The organism is Lewinellaceae bacterium (genome assembly GCA_020636135.1).
Taxonomy (GTDB): Bacteria; Bacteroidota; Bacteroidia; order Chitinophagales; family Saprospiraceae; genus JAGQXC01.
On record JACJYK010000001.1, the window covers coordinates 57,218 to 76,209 of the forward strand.

General features: G+C 48.4%; 18 protein-coding genes. 5 read left to right on the plus strand and 13 right to left on the minus strand.

Annotation, left to right across the window (positions count from 1 at the left end):
* Window positions 1–13: 13 nt before the first annotated feature.
* Entirely contained in the window at window positions 14–418 is a 405-nt protein-coding gene (locus H6570_00195; protein ID MCB9317670.1) for an SRPBCC family protein, read from the minus strand.
* A gap of 140 nt (window positions 419–558) precedes the next feature.
* On the opposite strand from H6570_00195, the gene H6570_00200 reads away from it, so the two are divergent.
* Entirely contained in the window at window positions 559–1,800 is a 1,242-nt protein-coding gene (locus H6570_00200; GenBank protein MCB9317671.1) for an aminotransferase class V-fold PLP-dependent enzyme, read from the plus strand.
* Between the two features lie 6 nt (window positions 1,801–1,806).
* Here H6570_00200 and H6570_00205 read toward each other — a convergent pair whose 3' ends face one another.
* On the minus strand, window positions 1,807–3,069 hold the full coding sequence (locus H6570_00205; GenBank protein ID MCB9317672.1) for an HlyD family efflux transporter periplasmic adaptor subunit: 1,263 nt from the start codon (window positions 3,067–3,069) through the stop codon (window positions 1,807–1,809).
* Between the two features lie 64 nt (window positions 3,070–3,133).
* Between H6570_00205 and H6570_00210 the strand changes: the two genes are divergently transcribed.
* Window positions 3,134–3,529 carry a transposase gene (locus H6570_00210; GenBank protein MCB9317673.1) on the plus strand — a complete coding sequence of 132 codons (396 nt, stop codon included), beginning with the start codon at window positions 3,134–3,136 and terminating at the stop codon, window positions 3,527–3,529.
* Window positions 3,530–3,594: 65 nt separating this feature from the next.
* A complete protein-coding gene (locus H6570_00215; GenBank protein MCB9317674.1) occupies window positions 3,595–4,377 on the plus strand; it encodes an IS3 family transposase in 783 nt (260 codons plus the stop codon).
* A gap of 177 nt (window positions 4,378–4,554) precedes the next feature.
* Here H6570_00215 and H6570_00220 read toward each other — a convergent pair whose 3' ends face one another.
* From H6570_00220 to H6570_00235, 4 genes are read right to left on the minus strand one after another with little or no spacing between them, the layout of a single operon-like run.
* Window positions 4,555–5,805, minus strand: a complete 1,251-nt coding sequence (locus tag H6570_00220) for an ABC transporter permease (protein MCB9317675.1) — start codon at window positions 5,803–5,805, stop codon at window positions 4,555–4,557.
* A 2-nt stretch (window positions 5,806–5,807) separates the two neighbouring features.
* On the minus strand, window positions 5,808–6,647 hold the full coding sequence (locus tag H6570_00225) for an FtsX-like permease family protein (GenBank protein MCB9317676.1): 840 nt from the start codon (window positions 6,645–6,647) through the stop codon (window positions 5,808–5,810).
* A 54-nt stretch (window positions 6,648–6,701) separates the two neighbouring features.
* A complete protein-coding gene (locus H6570_00230; protein MCB9317677.1) occupies window positions 6,702–7,037 on the minus strand; it encodes an ABC transporter permease in 336 nt (111 codons plus the stop codon).
* Entirely contained in the window at window positions 7,034–7,708 is a 675-nt protein-coding gene (locus H6570_00235; protein ID MCB9317678.1) for an ABC transporter ATP-binding protein, read from the minus strand. Before H6570_00235 ends, H6570_00230 begins: the two co-directional genes overlap by 4 nt.
* A gap of 197 nt (window positions 7,709–7,905) precedes the next feature.
* Here H6570_00235 and H6570_00240 point away from each other — a divergent pair, with 197 nt between their 5' ends.
* The gene (locus H6570_00240) at window positions 7,906–8,736 is read left to right on the plus strand and encodes a CHAD domain-containing protein (GenBank protein ID MCB9317679.1); all 831 of its coding nucleotides are present in this window, start codon (window positions 7,906–7,908) and stop codon (window positions 8,734–8,736) included.
* A gap of 125 nt (window positions 8,737–8,861) precedes the next feature.
* A complete protein-coding gene (locus tag H6570_00245; GenBank protein MCB9317680.1) occupies window positions 8,862–11,495 on the plus strand; it encodes a carbohydrate binding family 9 domain-containing protein in 2,634 nt (877 codons plus the stop codon).
* A gap of 241 nt (window positions 11,496–11,736) precedes the next feature.
* Here the strand turns inward: H6570_00245 and H6570_00250 are convergent, their stop codons facing one another.
* From H6570_00250 to H6570_00280, 7 genes are all read right to left on the minus strand, one after another.
* Window positions 11,737–13,203, minus strand: coding sequence for an amidohydrolase family protein (locus H6570_00250; GenBank protein ID MCB9317681.1), 1,467 nt, complete (start codon window positions 13,201–13,203; stop codon window positions 11,737–11,739).
* A complete protein-coding gene (locus H6570_00255; protein MCB9317682.1) occupies window positions 13,200–14,714 on the minus strand; it encodes a beta-lactamase family protein in 1,515 nt (504 codons plus the stop codon). Before H6570_00255 ends, H6570_00250 begins: the two co-directional genes overlap by 4 nt.
* Window positions 14,715–14,853: 139 nt before the next feature.
* Window positions 14,854–15,252, minus strand: coding sequence for a VOC family protein (locus H6570_00260; GenBank protein ID MCB9317683.1), 399 nt, complete (start codon window positions 15,250–15,252; stop codon window positions 14,854–14,856).
* Between the two features lie 23 nt (window positions 15,253–15,275).
* Window positions 15,276–17,114: a carboxylesterase family protein gene (locus H6570_00265; protein ID MCB9317684.1), complete on the minus strand. Its 1,839-nt coding sequence runs from the start codon at window positions 17,112–17,114 to the stop codon at window positions 15,276–15,278.
* Between the two features lie 102 nt (window positions 17,115–17,216).
* Window positions 17,217–17,903, minus strand: coding sequence for an NAD(P)-binding domain-containing protein (locus tag H6570_00270; GenBank protein ID MCB9317685.1), 687 nt, complete (start codon window positions 17,901–17,903; stop codon window positions 17,217–17,219).
* A gap of 99 nt (window positions 17,904–18,002) precedes the next feature.
* Window positions 18,003–18,428: a MarR family transcriptional regulator gene (locus H6570_00275; protein ID MCB9317686.1), complete on the minus strand. Its 426-nt coding sequence runs from the start codon at window positions 18,426–18,428 to the stop codon at window positions 18,003–18,005.
* A 131-nt stretch (window positions 18,429–18,559) separates the two neighbouring features.
* Window positions 18,560–18,934, minus strand: a complete 375-nt coding sequence (locus tag H6570_00280) for a DUF1801 domain-containing protein (GenBank protein ID MCB9317687.1) — start codon at window positions 18,932–18,934, stop codon at window positions 18,560–18,562.
* Window positions 18,935–18,992 lie beyond the last annotated feature (58 nt).

Sequence of the window (18,992 nt, forward strand, 5' to 3'; positions counted from 1 at the left end):
TATATGGAAAAATTTACGATGCATGGTCGATATTTTCAAATAATATCGCGTGTTGTTTTCTGAAAATTGGATTGACAATAAATGCCACCGGGACCGGAGAGCGGGTATGGATGGTCTCCTTGACCTCACAACGGGTGTCATCGCCGGTAAGGGTAATGTCCAGGAATAGGTGTGCTATGCCGGAAATAACAGCGTGGTAATGGATCCACATCTTTTGTTCATCGGATTTAACCGTGAGTGGATATTTTGTTTTGAAGGGTATAGGTCCGAAATTCATCCTCTCAAAAACCAGGTATTTATTATCACTGAGGACCTTGATCCGCTCGATGACCGGGTGTACCTCTGCAAAGCGATTCATATCTGCCAGATAAGAAAAGACTTGCCGGGGGCTTTTGGATACATGAAATGTTAGCTGCATTGCACGGAATGATTTTTACAGTACCCCAAAATTACCCATATTCTCTTCAAGCGATTCAACTCATTGCTGTTTTTCACCTGACCTTAGTCGGTATTTCGTTGGAATAAAACATTTGTATCTTAATGCCAAAATCAGAAGTCATGGCTTCCAGAAGGAATTTTATCCGGCAAGCGGGATGGTTAAGTTTGAGCCCGGCGCTCACCGGAGCTGTTGGGCCAGGAAGGAGCAGGATAGGGATTGACCTGGCAAAATGGTCATCACTGAACGACGATGCATTTTTTGCATTGGTGCGGGAACAGCTTTTGATCCCGGATGGTAGAATCTATTTAAATACGGGAAGTCTGGGGCCCAGCACCTTACAGGTGATTGACACCGTATATGAGGCCATGAGGGAGCTGGAGATGAACCCGGCTGCGGAAAACTGGGGGCCACTGGGACAAAAGATGGAAGCGGTAAGGCAGATCATCGCGGATTATATCCGGACTGAAAAAGACAACATTCTGCTTACCAGGAATACTACCGAAGGCCTAAGCCTCGTGGCACAGTCGATCCGGCTGAATCCGGGAGATGAGATCCTGACCACCGATCAGGAACATGGAGGCGCCCTGGTCGGACTGGAATATACGGCTGCCAACCAGGGGGCTGTCATCCGGAAAATGACCATACCCATGCCAACCCAGAGTACCGGACAAATTCTGGAAACCCTGCATGCAAATCTGACAGAGAAAACCAAAATGGTCCTCCTCAGCCACGTGAACACCATCACCGGCCTCGTTATGCCTTTTGCTGAAATAGCAAGGATCACCAAACCGCGGGGTATTCTGCTTATTGCCGACGGTGCCCAGGCTCCCGGGCAGATAAAGGTTGATGTTCAGGCCTTGAATGTTGATGCCTACGCCACCAGCGGTCATAAGTGGTTGCTCGGACCCAAGGAGACTGGTTTCCTCTATGTGAGCCCTGAACTTCACCCGCAGATACACAGCGCATTTACCCATTCCGGATTTGCCGGTTATTCGTCATCCTCAGGCACTCGGAATGTAGCCACGATCATTGGACTGGGAGAAGCCATACGGTGGAACCAGGAAATAGGTGTGGAACGCATTCAGCAGCGCTGCCTGGAGATGCGGAATTATTGCCGGCAAAAGCTGCTAGCACTGCCTGGCATCCGGATCATCAGCCCGGAAGATGATGCACTGAGCTGTGCCATCGTCAGCTTCACACTGGACAAGGCAAAAAATAATGAGGTAGCTCAAAAACTCAAGGAACAGGACATCATCATCAAGGTATTACCGGACGTGAACGGTAACCGGATATCCTGCCACCATTTTGTGCTCAGAGAGGAAATTGACCGGTTTATCGGCGCACTGGCATCTGCCATTTAAGTCAGATTAGTTGGATGTTGTGGCCGGCTGAGCTACTTCCTGCTGGACTTTCACCTGCATGGTCGTATCAAGGCCGCTGGTGATTTCTGTGATTAATCCATCGGATATACCTGTGGTGACCGGGACCTTTTCCACTGCCTTGTCTCCTTTCTTCACCTCAACATACGCTTTGTTGTCTTCATAGAGAATGTCGCGCTCCTTCACGGTAAGCACATTGATCTTTTTTTCCATGATCACATCCCCGTTGGCACTGTATCCGGCACGGAGGAAGACATTGGTGGTCGGTTTGACGGCTGCACGCACTTCAAATTTTACAGTCCCTTCTTCTTTTTCACCTCTGGGCGCAATGAATTCCAGGAATGCATCGATTGCTGAACTGTCGATCGCGCCGATCTTCAAAACCAGTGGCATGCCTTCTTTCAGCCTTCCCACATCGGACTCATCGACTTTGCCTTCGAAGATCAGTGCATTCATATCGGCAATGATGGCGACGGTGGTACCCTCATTGAAGTTGTTGCGCTCGATTACCGATGAACCTTCCTCCACCGGAATGTCCAGTACCATACCGGAAACCGGTGCGGTGACGATGTTGGACACTTGCTTGGAGTTTTTCGCCGCACCTTCCTTTAGTAACTGGAGGTTGTCTATGGCAGAGTTTAGTTCCTGTCTACGGATGTCAAGGGTGGTCTCAAACTGTTTAAGCGTATTTTCAGAAGAGATCTTGGTGTTCTCATAGGTCGTCTTACGCAATTCCAGGTCAAGGAGGATGCGGTTGTAATCCTGTTCGGAGATGATGCCCTCATCACGCAGCCGGCGTTGACGCTCTTCTTCCTGTTTGGCATTTTCATAATTAAGCCGGGCGCTCTCAACATCCAGACTCTGTGAGGCGATCTTCTTTTGGCGTTCCAGTTCCCGCGCGGCTTCTTTGACCTGTAGTTGGGATAGCTCGACATTGGTCTGTGCCTGGTTGATGCTGATCTGGCTGGGTATCAGCTGGATTTTGGCTACTTTCTGTCCTTTTTCGATGACCTGCCCTTCGTCGATATAAAGTTCTTCGATGACACCGGAAACCTGGGGTTTGATGTTGATTTCCAGACGTGGCTTGATGGTACCCGTCGCAACGGTTTTCTTGATCACATCCTCATAGGCCGGTTTTTCAAAACGCAGGTTATCCGGCGATTTTTTACGTTGCTGGATAAAGTAAAAAACAAGTCCTACGGTTAAGATCCCGACGGCAACTATGGTACTAATAAAACACCCACGATTCATTCTTATTATTTGTTTTAGTAATCAGTGTAAAGTCCTGAAATAAGTTGACAACAAAACAAAAACGATGGAAGTTGTCAAATTGAAGTATTCAAAAGGTTATCGCCGTTATAGTGAGAGCTTTAAATTGCATGTATTGCATGAGCTACGCACCGGGAAGTACAATAAAAATGAGCTGGCTCACAAATATGGAATTGCGGCAGGTTCGTTATTAAATTGGATCAACAAATACGAACAGCCAGACTTATTAAACCGTCGAATACGTATTGAAATGCCAGAAGATCTCAATCGAATCAAAGAGTTAGAAGCCAAAGTGAAGGAGTTGGAAAAAGCCTTGGTAAAGACCCAGCTTGATTACTTGTACCATGCAGGCTTAAATGAATATGCTGCACAGCGCTTAGGCTATGCCAATTCGGACGAGTTGGCAAAAAAGCGAGATGCCAAGGAGTCGAAAAAGCAATAGTTCTACGGAACTCGCTTGGCACGGGGAAACAACCAACCGTAGAACAAGTAAGCAGACGATTTGGGTTGAGCCGGCAAGGTTACTACCAAGGGCTACAACGGCTTGGCAAGAAACAAATCCAGGAGGAAGTGATTGTGGATAAAATTGTGCAGTGTCGACAAAAGCTTACAGAAGAAGGAGGCCGAAAAATGCTTAAGCGCATCCAACCTGTACTGATGGAATCAGGCATCAAACTGGGTAGAGATACGTTGTTTGAGCTACTACGCAAATATGACCTGGGCGTAAAATGGCGCAAGAACTATGTGCGAACGACGAATTCGTTGCATCGTTTTCACGTCTATAGTAATCTGATCAAAGAAATAAAAGCACAACGATCCAATGAAGTGTGGGTCAGCGACATTACCTATATCAGTACACGTGCCGGGTTCATGTACCTGGCTCTGATTACGGATGCATATTCGCGCAAAATCGTCGGATACGACATCAGTGATAGCCTGGAATTACACGGCTGTTTACGGGCTTTGAAAATGGCTTTGGCACAACGATCTTCAACGTTACCATTGATTCACCACTCGGACCGGGGCATTCAATACTGTAGTCATGCTTATACCCGCTTGTTGAATAGTAACAACGTTCAGATCAGTATGGCTGCCAAAGGAAACTGTTATGAAAACGCAATGGCTGAAAGAGTAAATGGTATTCTCAAGAAAGAATTCTATCTCGATCAGGAATTCGCATCAAAAAAGGTTGCTGTAAATGCTGTAAAAGACGCCATTTACCGCTACAATTATGTACGATTCCATTTAAGGCTCAATTACCAAACTCCAGCATCAGTTCATGCTGCATAAATATCATTGAACCTTACCATGGATAGTATTATTTTTAAATCATCTCTTAATCTGTCAACTATTTCCAGGACGAGACACAGTAATCAGTAATCAGTAATCAGTATTCAGTATTCAGTATTCAGTCGTTTTTTTGATGCACTCACATCTGAAATCTCACATCTGAATTCTCAAATTTTATTATTCGTCTTTCAATGCAACCACCGGATTTACCCTGGCTGCCAGGGTTGCCGGGATCAGTCCGGCGACGGTACCGGCGATGGTAAGCAAAACCATAGCGCCGATGGCGATGCCCAGATTGACTTCCGGGTTGTAAAACATCTGGGACTCCACCCCAGCTTGTTCCATTAAAAAATTGATCCCGCCAATAACCAGAACACCAGCCAGCAAGCCCAGATAACCGGATACTGCCGTGATGAATATGGACTCGGTCAATATGCTGCTGATGATCGATGCCGGCGTCGCTCCGATGGCTTTGCGTATGCCTATTTCCTTGGTACGTTCTTTCACCACGATCAGCATGATGTTGCTGACACCCACGATTCCTGCTAATAAAGTGCCTATTCCCACGATCCACAGAAATGCCGATATGCCGTCAAAAAGCCCCCGGATTTGTTGGAATTCTGCCTCGAGATTAAATCCACCGATGCCTCGGGGATCATTGGGGGCCACATGGTGCCTTGCTTTGAGCAGACTCCGGACCTGTGGTTCGATCTGTGCGATGCGATAACCTTCCTGGGCGCTGACGGCGAAATAGTGTACCCGGCCATCCATGCCAAAGGTGCGGTGCATGGTTGTCAGGGGAATCACCACCGCTTCCTGGTCGTCTTCGGTCCAGGGTTTGATCACCCGGGGGCCGAAGATGCCGACAACCAGAAATTCCGCACCGTTGATGGTGACATACTGGCCGATGGCTTGTTCAGCATTCCGGCCGAAAAGAACTTCAGCGGTTCGGGTGCCCAGAACAGCAACCTTCCTGGTTTCTTCATTATCCAGGTCACTGATGTAGCGACCATGGTATACCTTGAGGGCCTCCACTTTGATCATCTGGCTCAGCTCGCCACGGATCTCATAGGTTTCGGCAGTTTCTCCGTGCACAACTTTGGCATCCAGCCGGGTACGGGGTGCGATAAATCCAACCCCTTTGACTTGTTGCTTGATGGCTTCAAGATCATCGAAGTTTAGACGCGGGAAACGTCCCGGCTGATAACCCTGGTAGGGTAGGGATGTTGAAGAGCTCCACACATACATGATGTTCGTGGCCCGGTCACCAAAATCACGGAATACCGCATTTTCCAGACCGGAACCCATACCAAGCATAAAAATCAGCATAAAGACACCCCAGAATACTCCAAGCACGGTTAAGAACGTACGCAATTTATGCTGTTGGATGGTCATCCAGATTTCCTGCCAGGTGTCTCGGTTGAACATAATTATCTAGCTTTCATAGCGATTACAGGATTAATACGGGATGCCTGCCGGGCAGGAACCCAGCCGGCTAATGCGCCTGCGATGGTCAGGATGACGATGGCCAACAATCCAACACCCAGATGGATTTCCGGTTGCCGGAAAAATTCCGATTGGATGCTGCTGGCAAAATACAGTACCATCAGCCCGAGGATCATACCAATATAACCGGCCATGAGCGTGATAAATATCGACTCAGACAGGATCATATTGACTATGGACCCGGGGGTTGCTCCCAATGCTTTTCGGACCCCGATCTCCCTGGTGCGGTCTTTAACAATGATCAGCATGATGTTACTGACTCCGATGACACCGGCCAGTAAACTGCCTAATCCTACGAACCATAAGAAGGCTTTAATGCCCGCAAACAGGTTCTGGAAGTGCTGGTATTCTTCCAGGGCATTGGAGATCCACATCGCACGCACATCTTCCGGATCAAACAGGTATTTGGCTGACATCATCCGGCGGATGCGGTTTTCCAGAGACTTGGCCTGATCCAGATCCACCTGTGCCGTAGAGAACCAGATGTTGTTGACGTATTCAGTGCCCTGATATACGCGCTGTGCCAGGGTGATTGGGATGTAAATATCCCGTAAGGAGCGCTCACCTTCCTTATCGTAATAGACGCCAATGACTTTGTAGACAATTCCTCCGATGTTGATTTCCTTTCCTACGGCATCTTCATTTTTACCAAACAACTCTTCCTTGACCAGTGTCCCGATAACTGCATTTTTCTGTAATAAATGGTCATCGCCATCATTAAGAAACCTGCCCTGAACCATCATGAATTGCTCCAGGTAAGCCATGGCAGGAGAAACACCGCGTACCGAATAGGCAAAGATTTTGTCTTTGAAGCGTACTTATTGATTTCCCTGTAGAAAGACCCTGCCGGAAATATTCTCCACTTCCGGAAAATCGCGCTGCAGGATCGCGATGTCTTCATTATTCAGGTAAATACGGCGCCCCTTTGGGAGGCCTCTGTAGGCTTTAGAAGTCCAGCCACCGGATATCCGGATGCTGTTGGTTGCATCACCTTCAAACTGGAATTCGATGCCATTTTGCAGGCCTTGTCCGGCGCCAAGGAGGATGACCAGCATAAAAATACCCCAGAATACACCCAGGGCTGTCAGCGCGGTACGCAGCTTGTGGCGTTTGATGCTCTCGAAGATTTCATTCCATTTGTCCAGATCGATCATAAGCCTTCGTTTAAGATCAACCCATCCTTGATGTGGATGATGCGTTTTGTACGATGGGCAATGTCCATCTCATGGGTTACCAGGATCAACGTTTTCCCTTCTGAATTGACCCGGTCGAAGATCTCCATGACCTCATGGGATGTTGTGCTGTCAAGTGCCCCGGTGGGTTCGTCAGCCAGGATAACTTTGGGATTAGTTGCCAGTGCCCGTGCTATCGCTACCCGCTGTTGTTGTCCTCCGGACATTTGATTGGGGAAGTGGGTGGCCCAGTCAGCCAGACCGACTTGTTCCAGGTGGTGCATTGCCAGATCGGCGCGCTCTTTGCGGTTTATTTTCTGGTAATACAGCGGAAGGGCGACATTTTCCTGTGCTGTTTTGAAATTCAGTAAATTGAATGACTGGAATACAAAACCGATGAAACGATTGCGGTAGAAGGCAGCTTCTTTTTGTGAAAGATCTTTGGAAATCAGGGTGTTATCCAGATGGTAGGTGCCACTGTCATAGTCATCCAGGATCCCTAAAATGTTCAGCAGGGTAGACTTACCCGATCCTGACGAGCCCATAATAGACACGTACTCACCATCGCCTATCGTCAAATCAATTCCTTTCAAGACCTCTAGCCGGGTAAATTCCGTGGCGTAGGCCTTGCGTATATCACGCAGTACAATCATCAGGTTTATATGAATGGTTCCAAGCTAGAGATAAACGTGTGAACCAAAGGGAATATTAGGCTAATGCCGTATAAACTTCGACCAAATACCGGATAACGATGCCGACCGCTTATCTTGTAGGATAGCAAGCGGAAAACCCTGTCCTCCTCATTCAATAAGGTCAGGGAATGCTTGAATTGGTGTTTAAAATGCTAAAAATGGAGGACGGAACCCCGAAAACTGTGACGGAAAGGTGGACTGAATTGGTGAAGTCTACGCTTCATGAGATCCAGCTTCATCTTGGAAATTTACAAGGCGATTTGGATGTTAAAACTGTTCATCAGTTACGGTTGGCCATTAAGCGCCTCCGGGTATTACTGGCCGTTCTCAGACAGACCGACGCCGGCCGGAAACGGACCGAGACACTCCAGAAAGCCGCCAATAAATTATTTCAAACTGCCGGAGTCCTGCGGGATGCCCAGGTCCGGCTGGCTTTGCTGGAAGGCGAACCCGCTCTTGAACTTCTGTTGCCGGAGGCACAAAAGCATGTGCAAAAAGCAGAGAAGCAATTCAAGGCATACCTGAAAGCTTTCGAGCCTTCGGCGTTTAATTTTAAAAAACCATTCCAAAGCTGGCTCCTGACCCTCGACCGGGAAGTCATTGAAAACGCCATCTGGTATCTCAAACTCAAATACCTGAAGCAGATCCAGGTCCGGCCAGGGCAATCGAAAAGTGAATACCTGCATTCCATCCGGACAGCGCTCAAACGGCTGGTGGAATTGCACAAGATCCGTGTACTTATCGCACTGGATGAACGGTTATCGGAACATTGGGAAACAGCCAAATCACTGGCCCAGGAAATAGGCACCTGGCATGATCACCATCTTTTGGACCGCTACATGACTCAGGCTTTTCGGAACAGGAAACAAGAAGAATCCCATAAAGATAGAGTGGCACACCGCCATGAAGTACAAAATTCCATGCGCCAGGATCTGGAAGGTAAGATCTATACATGGGTCCGGTTGACCCGCCAGGCATTCCTGGTTTGAGGTTACTTCGCAACATGCTTTCGGCCGGCAGATAAGCCAGGGTGCCAGACACCAGATCAAAGAAAAACAACTTTTTTTGCAACTTCTTAAGGTTAAGGCCCGTCTTATCCCTGAAACCAGACTAAATGAAAGCGATGAAGAATGCTCTTGGGCTTCTGTTAGGGAGCATAGTACTGCCATTGTATGCAAGCACCCCATATCCAACAAAATCATTGCAGGCTGAGCGCATCCAAATCACGGAGTTGACTATGGATGGCCAGTTTAATGAGCCTTTCTGGCAGACGCTGGAGTGGCACGATGACTTCGTGCAATACGAGCCGGTCGAAAAAGCAGCTCCCTCCCAACGGACAGCATTTGCCCTGGCTTATGACGACAATTTTATTTACGTAGGGTTTAAGGCTTTTGACACATCTCCGGATAGCATCTATCACCGGCTTACCCGCCGGGATGATATTGACGGCGATTTTGTGGGTGTACAGTTTGATTCCTATTTTGACCGCAGGACGGCATTTACTTTCGTTGCCACGGCTGCGGGAGTCAAACTGGACTTCATCGTAAGCAATGACGGAGAAAATGAGGATAATTCCTGGGACCCAACCTGGTATGTGAAAACATCCCGTGACCAGGCAGGCTGGTATTGTGAGATGAAGATCCCCTTGACTCAGTTGCGGTTTAAGAAAGCAGATAACCAAACCTGGGGTATTCAGGTAGCGCGCAAGTTGTTCCGTAAGGATGAGACCATTGTCTGGCAACCTGCTGCGCGCGAGCAGGCCGGATGGGTATCCCAGTTTGCCACCCTCGATGGATTGACCAATCTTGAGCCTAAGTTGCCACTGGAGATCGCTCCCTATGTCGTGGCACAGGCGGATCGCTACAAGGCAGTTCCCGGTGATCCTTACCGCAACCATGGCGCTACCAATTCACTCAATGCAGGCCTGGATGGCAAAGTGGGATTGTCAAACAATTTTACGCTTGACTTTTCCATCAACCCCGACTTCGGTCAGGTCGAAGCGGATCCATCCCGCGTGAATCTGACCACCCAGGAGTTGTTTTTCGAAGAAAAGCGGTTACTGTTTATAGAAGGAAAAAACATCTTCAATTTTCCATTGCTATTTGGTGACGGAGACCTCGGTTCTGAAAACCTGTTTTACTCACGACGCATAGGCAGGAGGCCGCATTACGATCCCAGTATACTGGACGGCGAATACATTAAATCACCGGAATTCACCTCTATCCTGGGTGCAGCTAAATTAACCGGGAAAACTGAAAAAGGACTCTCCATCGGGATCCTGGAAAGCCTTACCGCTGAAGAGCACGCTTCCATCACCAACAGTGAAGGAGACGAACGCAAGGAAACCGTAGAACCACTGACCAATTATCTGGTCGGTAGAGTACAGAAAGATTTTGACTCTGGGAATACCATTCTGGGTGGGATGATTACCTCTGTCAACCGGCAAATCAGTCAGGTCAACCTGCAATTCCTTCCGGAGAGTGCCATGACCGGAGGTGTGGACTTTACCCATAAATGGAATAACCGTACCTGGGAGTTTTCAGTCAGCAATTACTTCAGCCGTCTAAAAGGTGATCCCGAGGCTATTGAAACGGTCCAGACTTCTTTTGTGCACAATTTTCAGCGCCCGGACCAGAGTTATAAGATCCTGGATCCGAGTAAAGAAGAGTTGACCGGATTTGGCGGCAAAGCCCTGCTGGGAAAATTCAGTGGGAAATTGCGTTTTTTGGCAGCGGTCGCTTGGAAATCACCCGGCCTGGAACTTAATGATGCAGGCTACATGCCGGAAGCGGATAATCTCTTTGAAGTGATCTGGGTAGGCTACCGCGTATATAAACCGTACAAAATCTTCCGCAATTTCTCCCTCAACTTTAATCAATGGCAAGCATCGGATTTTGGATTTGAAAACCTCGGGTTGGGTGGTAATGTAAACATGCACACACAGTTTACCAATTACTGGCATCTGAGCACAGGAATGAATGTCAATGGTCAGGCGCTGTATACGGCGGCACTGCGCGGTGGACCGGCGTTGCTTATTCCGACGCAATACAACTGGTGGGGCTACATTAGTACCAATGATCAGAAACCCTGGCAGCTGGAGTGGGAATGGACCCAGAACTGGAGCGCGGAAACTTATCGCAAAGGCTATTACGAAAGCCTGGGATTCAGCTACCGGCCCACCAAATCCCTGCAGACCAGCATCAACGCTTACTTCCAGAAAAACATCAGCGAACTGCAATACATTGATCAGATACCATTAGGAGAGGATACACGCTACATCTTCGGTACCATCGACCAGAATGTACTGGGTATGTCACTGCGGTTGAATTATACCATCACACCGGACCTCACCATCCAGTACTGGGGTCAGCCCTTCGTAGCAGCCGGCAAATACGATAAGTTGAAATACATCACCAACCCGCAGGCTGGTGAATATTCGCAGCGATTCCATGTGTACCAGCCGGCAGAAATAGAGGAAGGGGCGGACTACATCGCCTTGCATGAGACAGGCGCTGGTCCATCGTATTCTATCGGTATCCCTGACTTTAATTTCAAGGAATTCCTGTCCAACCTGGTACTGCGCTGGGAATACAAACCTGGATCGGTATTGTATTTCGTCTGGTCACAGAACCGCAATGACGCGGTATCGATGGGGCAATTCAATTTTGGCCAGGATCTGCACAGCCTTTTCACGACCGATGCGCGGAATATCTTTCTGGTTAAGGCATCGTACCGGTTCAGCCGCTAATTAACAGACACTAATTACGCATGGATGCCGGTACCAATCCGGACCAACGATGCGATAGTTTTGCCTGCGAGGTATTTGCCTGCCTGGTAGCGCATACACTCATTCCATTCGCATACTGCATTCACATAATGTACGCGGTTGCGTATCAGATGCCGATCGGATTTTAAAAGTCATTTGCACGAACTGTGGCTGGTAACTTCCTATCTCTACAGTGATCCGCTAAAACAGCGGAATGCATTTATTATTGTTTCAGTTTGTCCAGGATATGATCCAGGTCTTCCCGGCTGTAGTACTTTCCCTGTTTGATGACGGCGTTAATTTTCCGGGTATTATTGATGTCATCCAATGGATTGGCATCAAGGACCACCAGGTCTGCCCATTCGTTCTCTTTCACCGAACCCAACTCCTTTTCCATCCCAAAATACCTGGCCGGATTCAGGGTTGCCGAACGGATAGCCTCCAAAGGTGTTAATCCGGCTTTGACCAGTACCACCAATTCCTGATGTAAACTCCTGCCGGGTGGCTGAAAGAAAATAGGACAATCGGTGCCGGCCATAATTGGGATCTGCTCCTGATTGATCTTTCCGACCATATCCAGAAACCATTGGGTGTATCGTTTTTGAAATTCCGTAGGTTGATAATCTTTAAAATGTTCTATTTCTGACATCCATTCTATGGCGATGGTATCGGGCAAATAGGCAAAGGATTCCTGATAATCCGGGAGCATAAAAGGCTGCAGGATGTTGCCGCTGGCCAGGTTCAATGTAGGTATTTGCCAGGTTTGGTTTTTGTACAGGACTTGTAAAATAGAATCAGCCCGGTGTTCATCATAATGATTGATCGCATTTTCCCGCTCGGCATTATGGATTCGGCTGCGCAATTCTCCTCCGGGATCGTGTATGCCATCGGTGAGCATGCTGCGCCGGGCATTTAACAATGAATCGGAATTGGAAGCGCAGGAAAGTTCCAGGTTTCTGAGATGCTCCATGCTATTGAGTCCGGCATTGCTGGCGGTAATCACATCCATGCTTAATGGTACATGCCCGGTGACTTTCAGGTTGTGCGCCTGTGCCATCCGGGTGATCTCATAGAATTCTTCCGGAGTCAGCATTTCATAAGCCTTCAGAAAGTCCACGCCTGCGTCGATCAGTTGTTGTACTTCTTCATGGACTTCTGCGACTGAATGCATGCCTACGGATAAGGGCGGATGATCCGGATCGCTACCATCGTATACATTGGGTATGCCATCGATCAGCGGGCCTGCAATCATCACGCGCGGTGCTTCAGTTGGTTTAGCCCGTGACAGGTTTCGCCATTGTTGTACAAAACTCAATTTTCCACCCGTATCCCGGACACTGGTGATGCCATAAGCCAAAAAGAGATCAAACATAGAGGGCGCGAGATCTTCCATAAAAGCAAAATGGACATGAGCGTCCCACAAGCCGGGTATCAGGTATTTACCGGTCCCATCTATGATGATATTGTCTGAGGACAAAGGCAGCAGCTTGCTGTCGGCTACCCTCAGGATCTTTCCATTTTGGATGACTACGGTTTGATCTTTCTTAATGCCGGTCTCCGGATCCAGGACGTCAATATGTTGCAGACAGAGGGCGTCCGGGTAGGATACATTGGCAGTATTACATCCCCAGATTAGTAATACAATTCCCAACCACAATGGATTTCGGCGGATTTGAGGTACTCTATTCATTCATCGGAATTTTGCATACGGCTTGTTTGGTAAAATACAAATTGATTGTTCCAGGTAAGCTGGAGAAGACCTGGCGTTTTACCTGAAGCAGCAAAAACCACTTCATCGCCGGTGTTCACATCGATAAATTTCCATTCATCAAGCGGTGAAAGGATATTGGTTTCTTTATTGTTCGGGTCATAAACAATCACCTTCCCGTCTTTTATGGATAGCTCGACCAGGTAATCGCCAATATCGGGTACCTGGTGATCCAATTGGTACGAGCCTGCCAGACGGTTCAGTTGCTCATCGGTTAGTTTGGTGATTTCCACGGTCCTTGGATTGCTGATACCCCAGTGATAATAAGCAGAAACAGACCGCATGATTTCATTCATAAGATCGATACCCTGGTCGGCATTGGTCATTACAATTACGCCATAACCCTGGTGGACGGACGCCAGCATATTATTGGAAAAGCCGGCATTTTTACCACCATGACCGAACAACAGCGAGTCGCCATCCCAACGCAGAGCAGGTCCCAACCCCCAGTCATTGAGGTGTTTGGTCAGCATCGTGCGAATGGTCCCGGGGTTAAGTACCTCTCCTGTTGCCCCACCAGCAATGCCTTGTACGGCCAGACAATAACGGGCCAGGTCGGCAGGGGTAGTCCATAATCCGGCAGCTGCCTGCTCGGGATAGTTGTGCCAGAGTCCTTCAATTAATGTACCGCTGCGATCATAAGCGGCACTGGCCTGTGGATGCCGGGAAGCAATCAGAGGCTGGGCATAAGTGCTGTTGTGCATACCCAGAGGCCGTAGTATACTATCATCCAAAAAACTGGTAAATGGTAGTCCGCTGACATCTTCAATCATTTGTTGCATGACCGTATAACCCCCGCCTGAATACCGCCAAAGGCTGCCGGGAAAGGTGTCGGCAACAATAGGCGGAGTGTTTCCTTTGCCATCCAGGACTTCTACCAGCGATGGCATCGTATCCGATTGTGCGTAGCCAGGGAAACCATGTACCGTCATCCCTGCACTATGGGTAAGCAATAATCTCAGGGTCACCTTGTCCTGATTGGTGAATCGATTGTCGGGTACTTTCCAGGATTTCAGATAATTATTGACATCGGCATCGAGGTCGAGCCTGCCTGCTTCAACCAGTTTCAATGCTCCCAGGGCAGCCAGGGGTTTACTTATCGAACCCGCCTGAAATAAAGTGGATGTATCAACACGTGTCCCGGATTGGGTGTTGGCCATTCCATATCCCCTGGCCCAGCGCATTTTCCCGTCTTTAACGACTGCAATACTTACACCGGGTACGTGATAGTGATCCATTCGGGCCTCCATGGAATATTGGGTCAAGGTGTCTCCGGCGACCTGAATGGAAGGCAACAGACCATTTTCGATATCGGTGATCTCCTGTGAGATATCCACCGGAGTATTGTGTGTGCAGTAACAGAAAAGGATGGAAGTCAGGAAAAACAAAAAAAACGGAATGATGCAGATAGGTTTCGGAAATTGATATTTCATCATGCCAGGTTTAGGTAGTAAAAGGTAGCTAAATTCCCTGGTAATCGGATTGGTTTGATCACCAAAAGCATAGATACCTGGAGCTGTTGATCTGTGATGAAGTAAAGCGGGACCGCCGGTGTTTGGAAAAAATCAATTTTCAGATCCGCATCTCGATCAGCCACTGGTGACCAAAAGGATCCACGATCATGGCCTGCCGGTAACCGTAATCGTAATCACGGGCCGGAGACAAGATCCGCGCACCCGCCTGGATTGCTGCCTGGACAACGACATCCACGTCTGCAACAAACAGCCCGATGGCAACCGTGGTGCCATCTGCAGTATCCGGATCCAGTTGACCGTTGGCTTTTTTGAGTTCATGCAAATGAAATATCCGGCCTTCTATGGCCAACTCTGATACGTGATAGCTGCCATCGTCATTCAGGAACCGGCGCAATTCGGTAGCAGCAAATGCTTTGATGTAAAAATCAACGGATGTTACACCCGCAGGAATGTAGAGGTGGGGAGCAAAAAACGGAACATGAACCGGATCATCCATATTCCAAATTACAATTTCTTCCCTTACCGCGCCAGATTGAGTTTTCGAACGAATTGTTTTCTGCCATCATTCAGGATCAGGAGATATGTTCCAGGATATAAATAGCTTAAGTCCAGGCTTGAAGACTCCCGGTAAGTGCCAAGAGAATGGCCCAATAAGTCAAATACCCGTACGGAAAGCATGGGCTCATCCCATTTGATATGGATAAATCCTGCGGAGGGATTGGGATAAATTTCAGGTCCGGTCTGTAATTCCGGCTGGATTTCAAGACCCGTTAAACTGCTGGTGCATCCACTGAAGCCGGTTACCTGATCCCACAAATCACATTTAGGAGTACGCAAGCCACACGAGGTATCATCGGATACAGCCCCGATGTTCAGATAGCAATCGGTACCGGCATCGTAGACGGGCCAGGCAGGTAGGGTGCCCTGATTGGGATCCCCGCTATAAGCAAATTGAGTCCAGTAAGTCAGCATGTTGTTCGCGATCGCTTTATCCGCATCGGTGTACCAGGGGCCTAAAGCGAATAACGAATTTTCCAGGTTGTTGAATACATAAAAGAGCTCCAGGCCATGAAATGCTCCCCATTCTTTGATGGCAGGAAAATCATTGGTATGGCTGAAAAAATATCGCCAAACCGGGGCTTGCTGGTTAAGACTTACACATTGGGCGGTTCGTCGTGTGGTGGACGTAAATTGACCATCGGTCAGGATCCCGGCATAGGAATCCTTCGATTCTGCATTGGTATTACCGGGAGGATACAAAGTCAGTGCGGTATTTCGGTAAGCGGCGGGCACGACATTGTTGATGAGCGCCCGCACCTGTGTGGAGGTTACCACCGGAGGTACGCCGGGACGCATTTCGTCGGCATTGGATCCAATGATCAGTGGTACCTGATTGAAGGTGCCTGACTCGAATGCTACGTTGGGAAAGCTGGAGAAAAGATAATGGTCAAGTACCGGCTGCCAGGCTTGCTGAACGACACCACCCTGCACAGGATTGCTTAAGGTGCGGCTCAGTTCATCAGCCGGCACGGCACGCATAAAGGCGATTTTTTCTTCGTCGCTTCCTTGCGATATGAATTCGTTGACCAGGTCGACACCTTTGGATTGGGCGGCAGGGTAGGCATTGAGCAGCGGAATGGCGCTTTCGATGATGGCTTTATGGAAGAGACCGGAAGCGGCTGTACAGGTCAGCAGATTGCCTACGTTGACACCTCCTGCACTTTCACCGAAGATGGTGACATTGGCCGGGTTGCCCCCGAACTTACTGATGTTGTTTTGCACCCATTGCAAGGCAAAGAGCTGATCCATTACCGCATAGTTGCCGGAGGTATGGTGCGCATTTTCTGACTCCAGTCCCGGGTGAACCAGATAACCCAGGATGCCCAGCCGGTATTGAATGGTCACGACCACGACTTTTCCCTTGTTAGCCAGGTTTTTGCCATCGTATAAGGCGATTCCACCAGCCATTTCGCTGCTGCTGCCCTGCTGGTTTCCACCGCCGTGGATGAAGACCATCACCGGGTAATTTCCTGTGAGGTCCGGGCTCCAGACATTGAGGTATAGGCAATCTTCATTTCCTTCCAGCGTATAGGTGGTATCGCCCTGTTCGTAATGTTTTTGAGGACATATTGGCGGATAATCCGTTGTCAGCAGCGGTGCGGTCCACGATTGGGGAGATTCCGTCGGTCGCCAGCGCAGATCTCCGGTCGGCGGAGCGGCAAAAGGAATGCCCCGGAAGGCGTACACCGGACCATCTATTTCACCGGTGATGGGGCCGTATTGCGTCTGTACAGTTTGGGCTTCAGCTCCAATCATCCAGCAAACCCATCCCCAAACCAGCAGCATTTTTACAGTCATGGAACTCTTTTTAAGGCTTAGATGGATGTCTTATTCGATCGTTTAATGCCTTTATTCAAATCCTGCAAAAACAAGGCCGGTTCGGGGAAACGGGAATGTGTGTTATCCGGTGACAATCTTAAAATTGAAATTGGCGTGGCCCATCTTCGAATAGATCCTCACCCAGATCGGGAGCAATTGCTCCGTACCTCTCGCGGTAGATATGTCTCCCAGGTCGATCATTTCACTTTCCTTCCAGCCAAACGATTTCAGGATGACCTTTACGGTTTCTTTCGCATCTGCATCATTCCCACTGATGAATACGGTTTGGTCCCCACTTAAAGCACGGGGGTGAACCATAAGATTGGTATTCATGGTATTCAGCGATTTGACCACTTTGAGCTGAGGAAAGGTGCGCTGAATTTCTTCTCCCAGTGAATCCGTATTGCAGATGGAAAGCGACGGTGGGAAACCCCTGGAAAAGTCCAGAGGATTTGCAATGTCCAGTAAAATTTTTCCACTTAAGTGGTCCGGACCGATGGTTTGCAGGGCCTGGATGGATCCCATACCGTACATGGCATTGATGAGCAGGGTTCCGAATGCTGCCGTTTCATCAAGGGTGCCCACTTGAATCCCGGGATGGGCATGCAGCCAGTCCTTAAAAGGTGGACGGCCATAGGAGTCAGGATTACTTTTTGCCAGTAATGTGTCAACGTTGCGGGTTCCGGACATGACTTCATGACCCACTTCCGCTACTTTTTCGGCCAGGGTCTGGCCGACGATTCCGGTTCCAAGAATTCCAATTTTCATGTTATTATCATTTTTGTGGTGATGCTTACTCGTGTTTTATGTCGTCTTTCGGCTAATTCGACAATAATGTATGTACATACAAATAATTTAATCAAAAAATTATTCCAGCTTTTTGCTTGCCTCATGGATGGAAGCGGTCAGGGATATTCCTTCTTCCTCACCCAATAAGGCTGAATAGTTTTTATACAGCTGTTGCCATGCTTGCAGGATCTTTGGCTGGAGCTCCAGACTTTGCGAGGTGGGGTACACTTCGGTGGACCGGCCGGAGGATTGACGTAGCAACATACCGCGTACTTCCATTTTTTCAATAAGCCTGGTGACCGTAGATGGTGTTAGCTGCATTTTCTGGCTGATCTCTTTGGGTTGAATGCCGGGTTTATTGTTGACCGTCATCAGTAGAAAGGCATAGGAAGAACTCAATCCCGTGGTCGCAAAAGCTTCATCCGCCATGCGCGTCATGATGCGGGCCAGGGCGTTGCTCGCATAGTACAAACATTGGCAATAAGGTGAATCTTCTCGCTCCATCCTTCAAAGATAAATAATTTTGTTTGTACATACAAATATATTTTCAATATTTCAATTCTTACCTGGATGGTAGTTTGTCAGGTAGTCTATCATTTATTACAAAAAGGGAATCTTGACGGATATTAATCCATTTAATACCTCCATTTGGCATCCTCATCCAAAACCTGCCGGTACCGGTAATAGGCTATTTTGAGAATAAGGTCCCGGGGCAGTGGCTGATCGTAAGGGAATTGGATGGTGTCCTGGCCCAGGGTGTAATCCTGCAGTTCTTCCCGAAAGGGTTCCAGGCATGGCCCGGTGGGCATAAAATTCAGGTGTTTTTTATAAGCTGCATAAGAGAATAATATCCGCTTCTCGATCATGACCGGTACTCCCCACTTTAGTTGCTCTTCTGCTAAGGGAGCCACCTCATGTAAGATTGCCCTGATTTCCCGTAATTTTGCATGTGCCTGGTCGGGAGCGGCTAATATGTATTCTTCGACCGTTTTCGGTTTTGGTTTATTCATTGCAGGAGTTGAGCACAACCTGATTGGTCAGTTGAATGTAGTAAAATTACAGGTATGT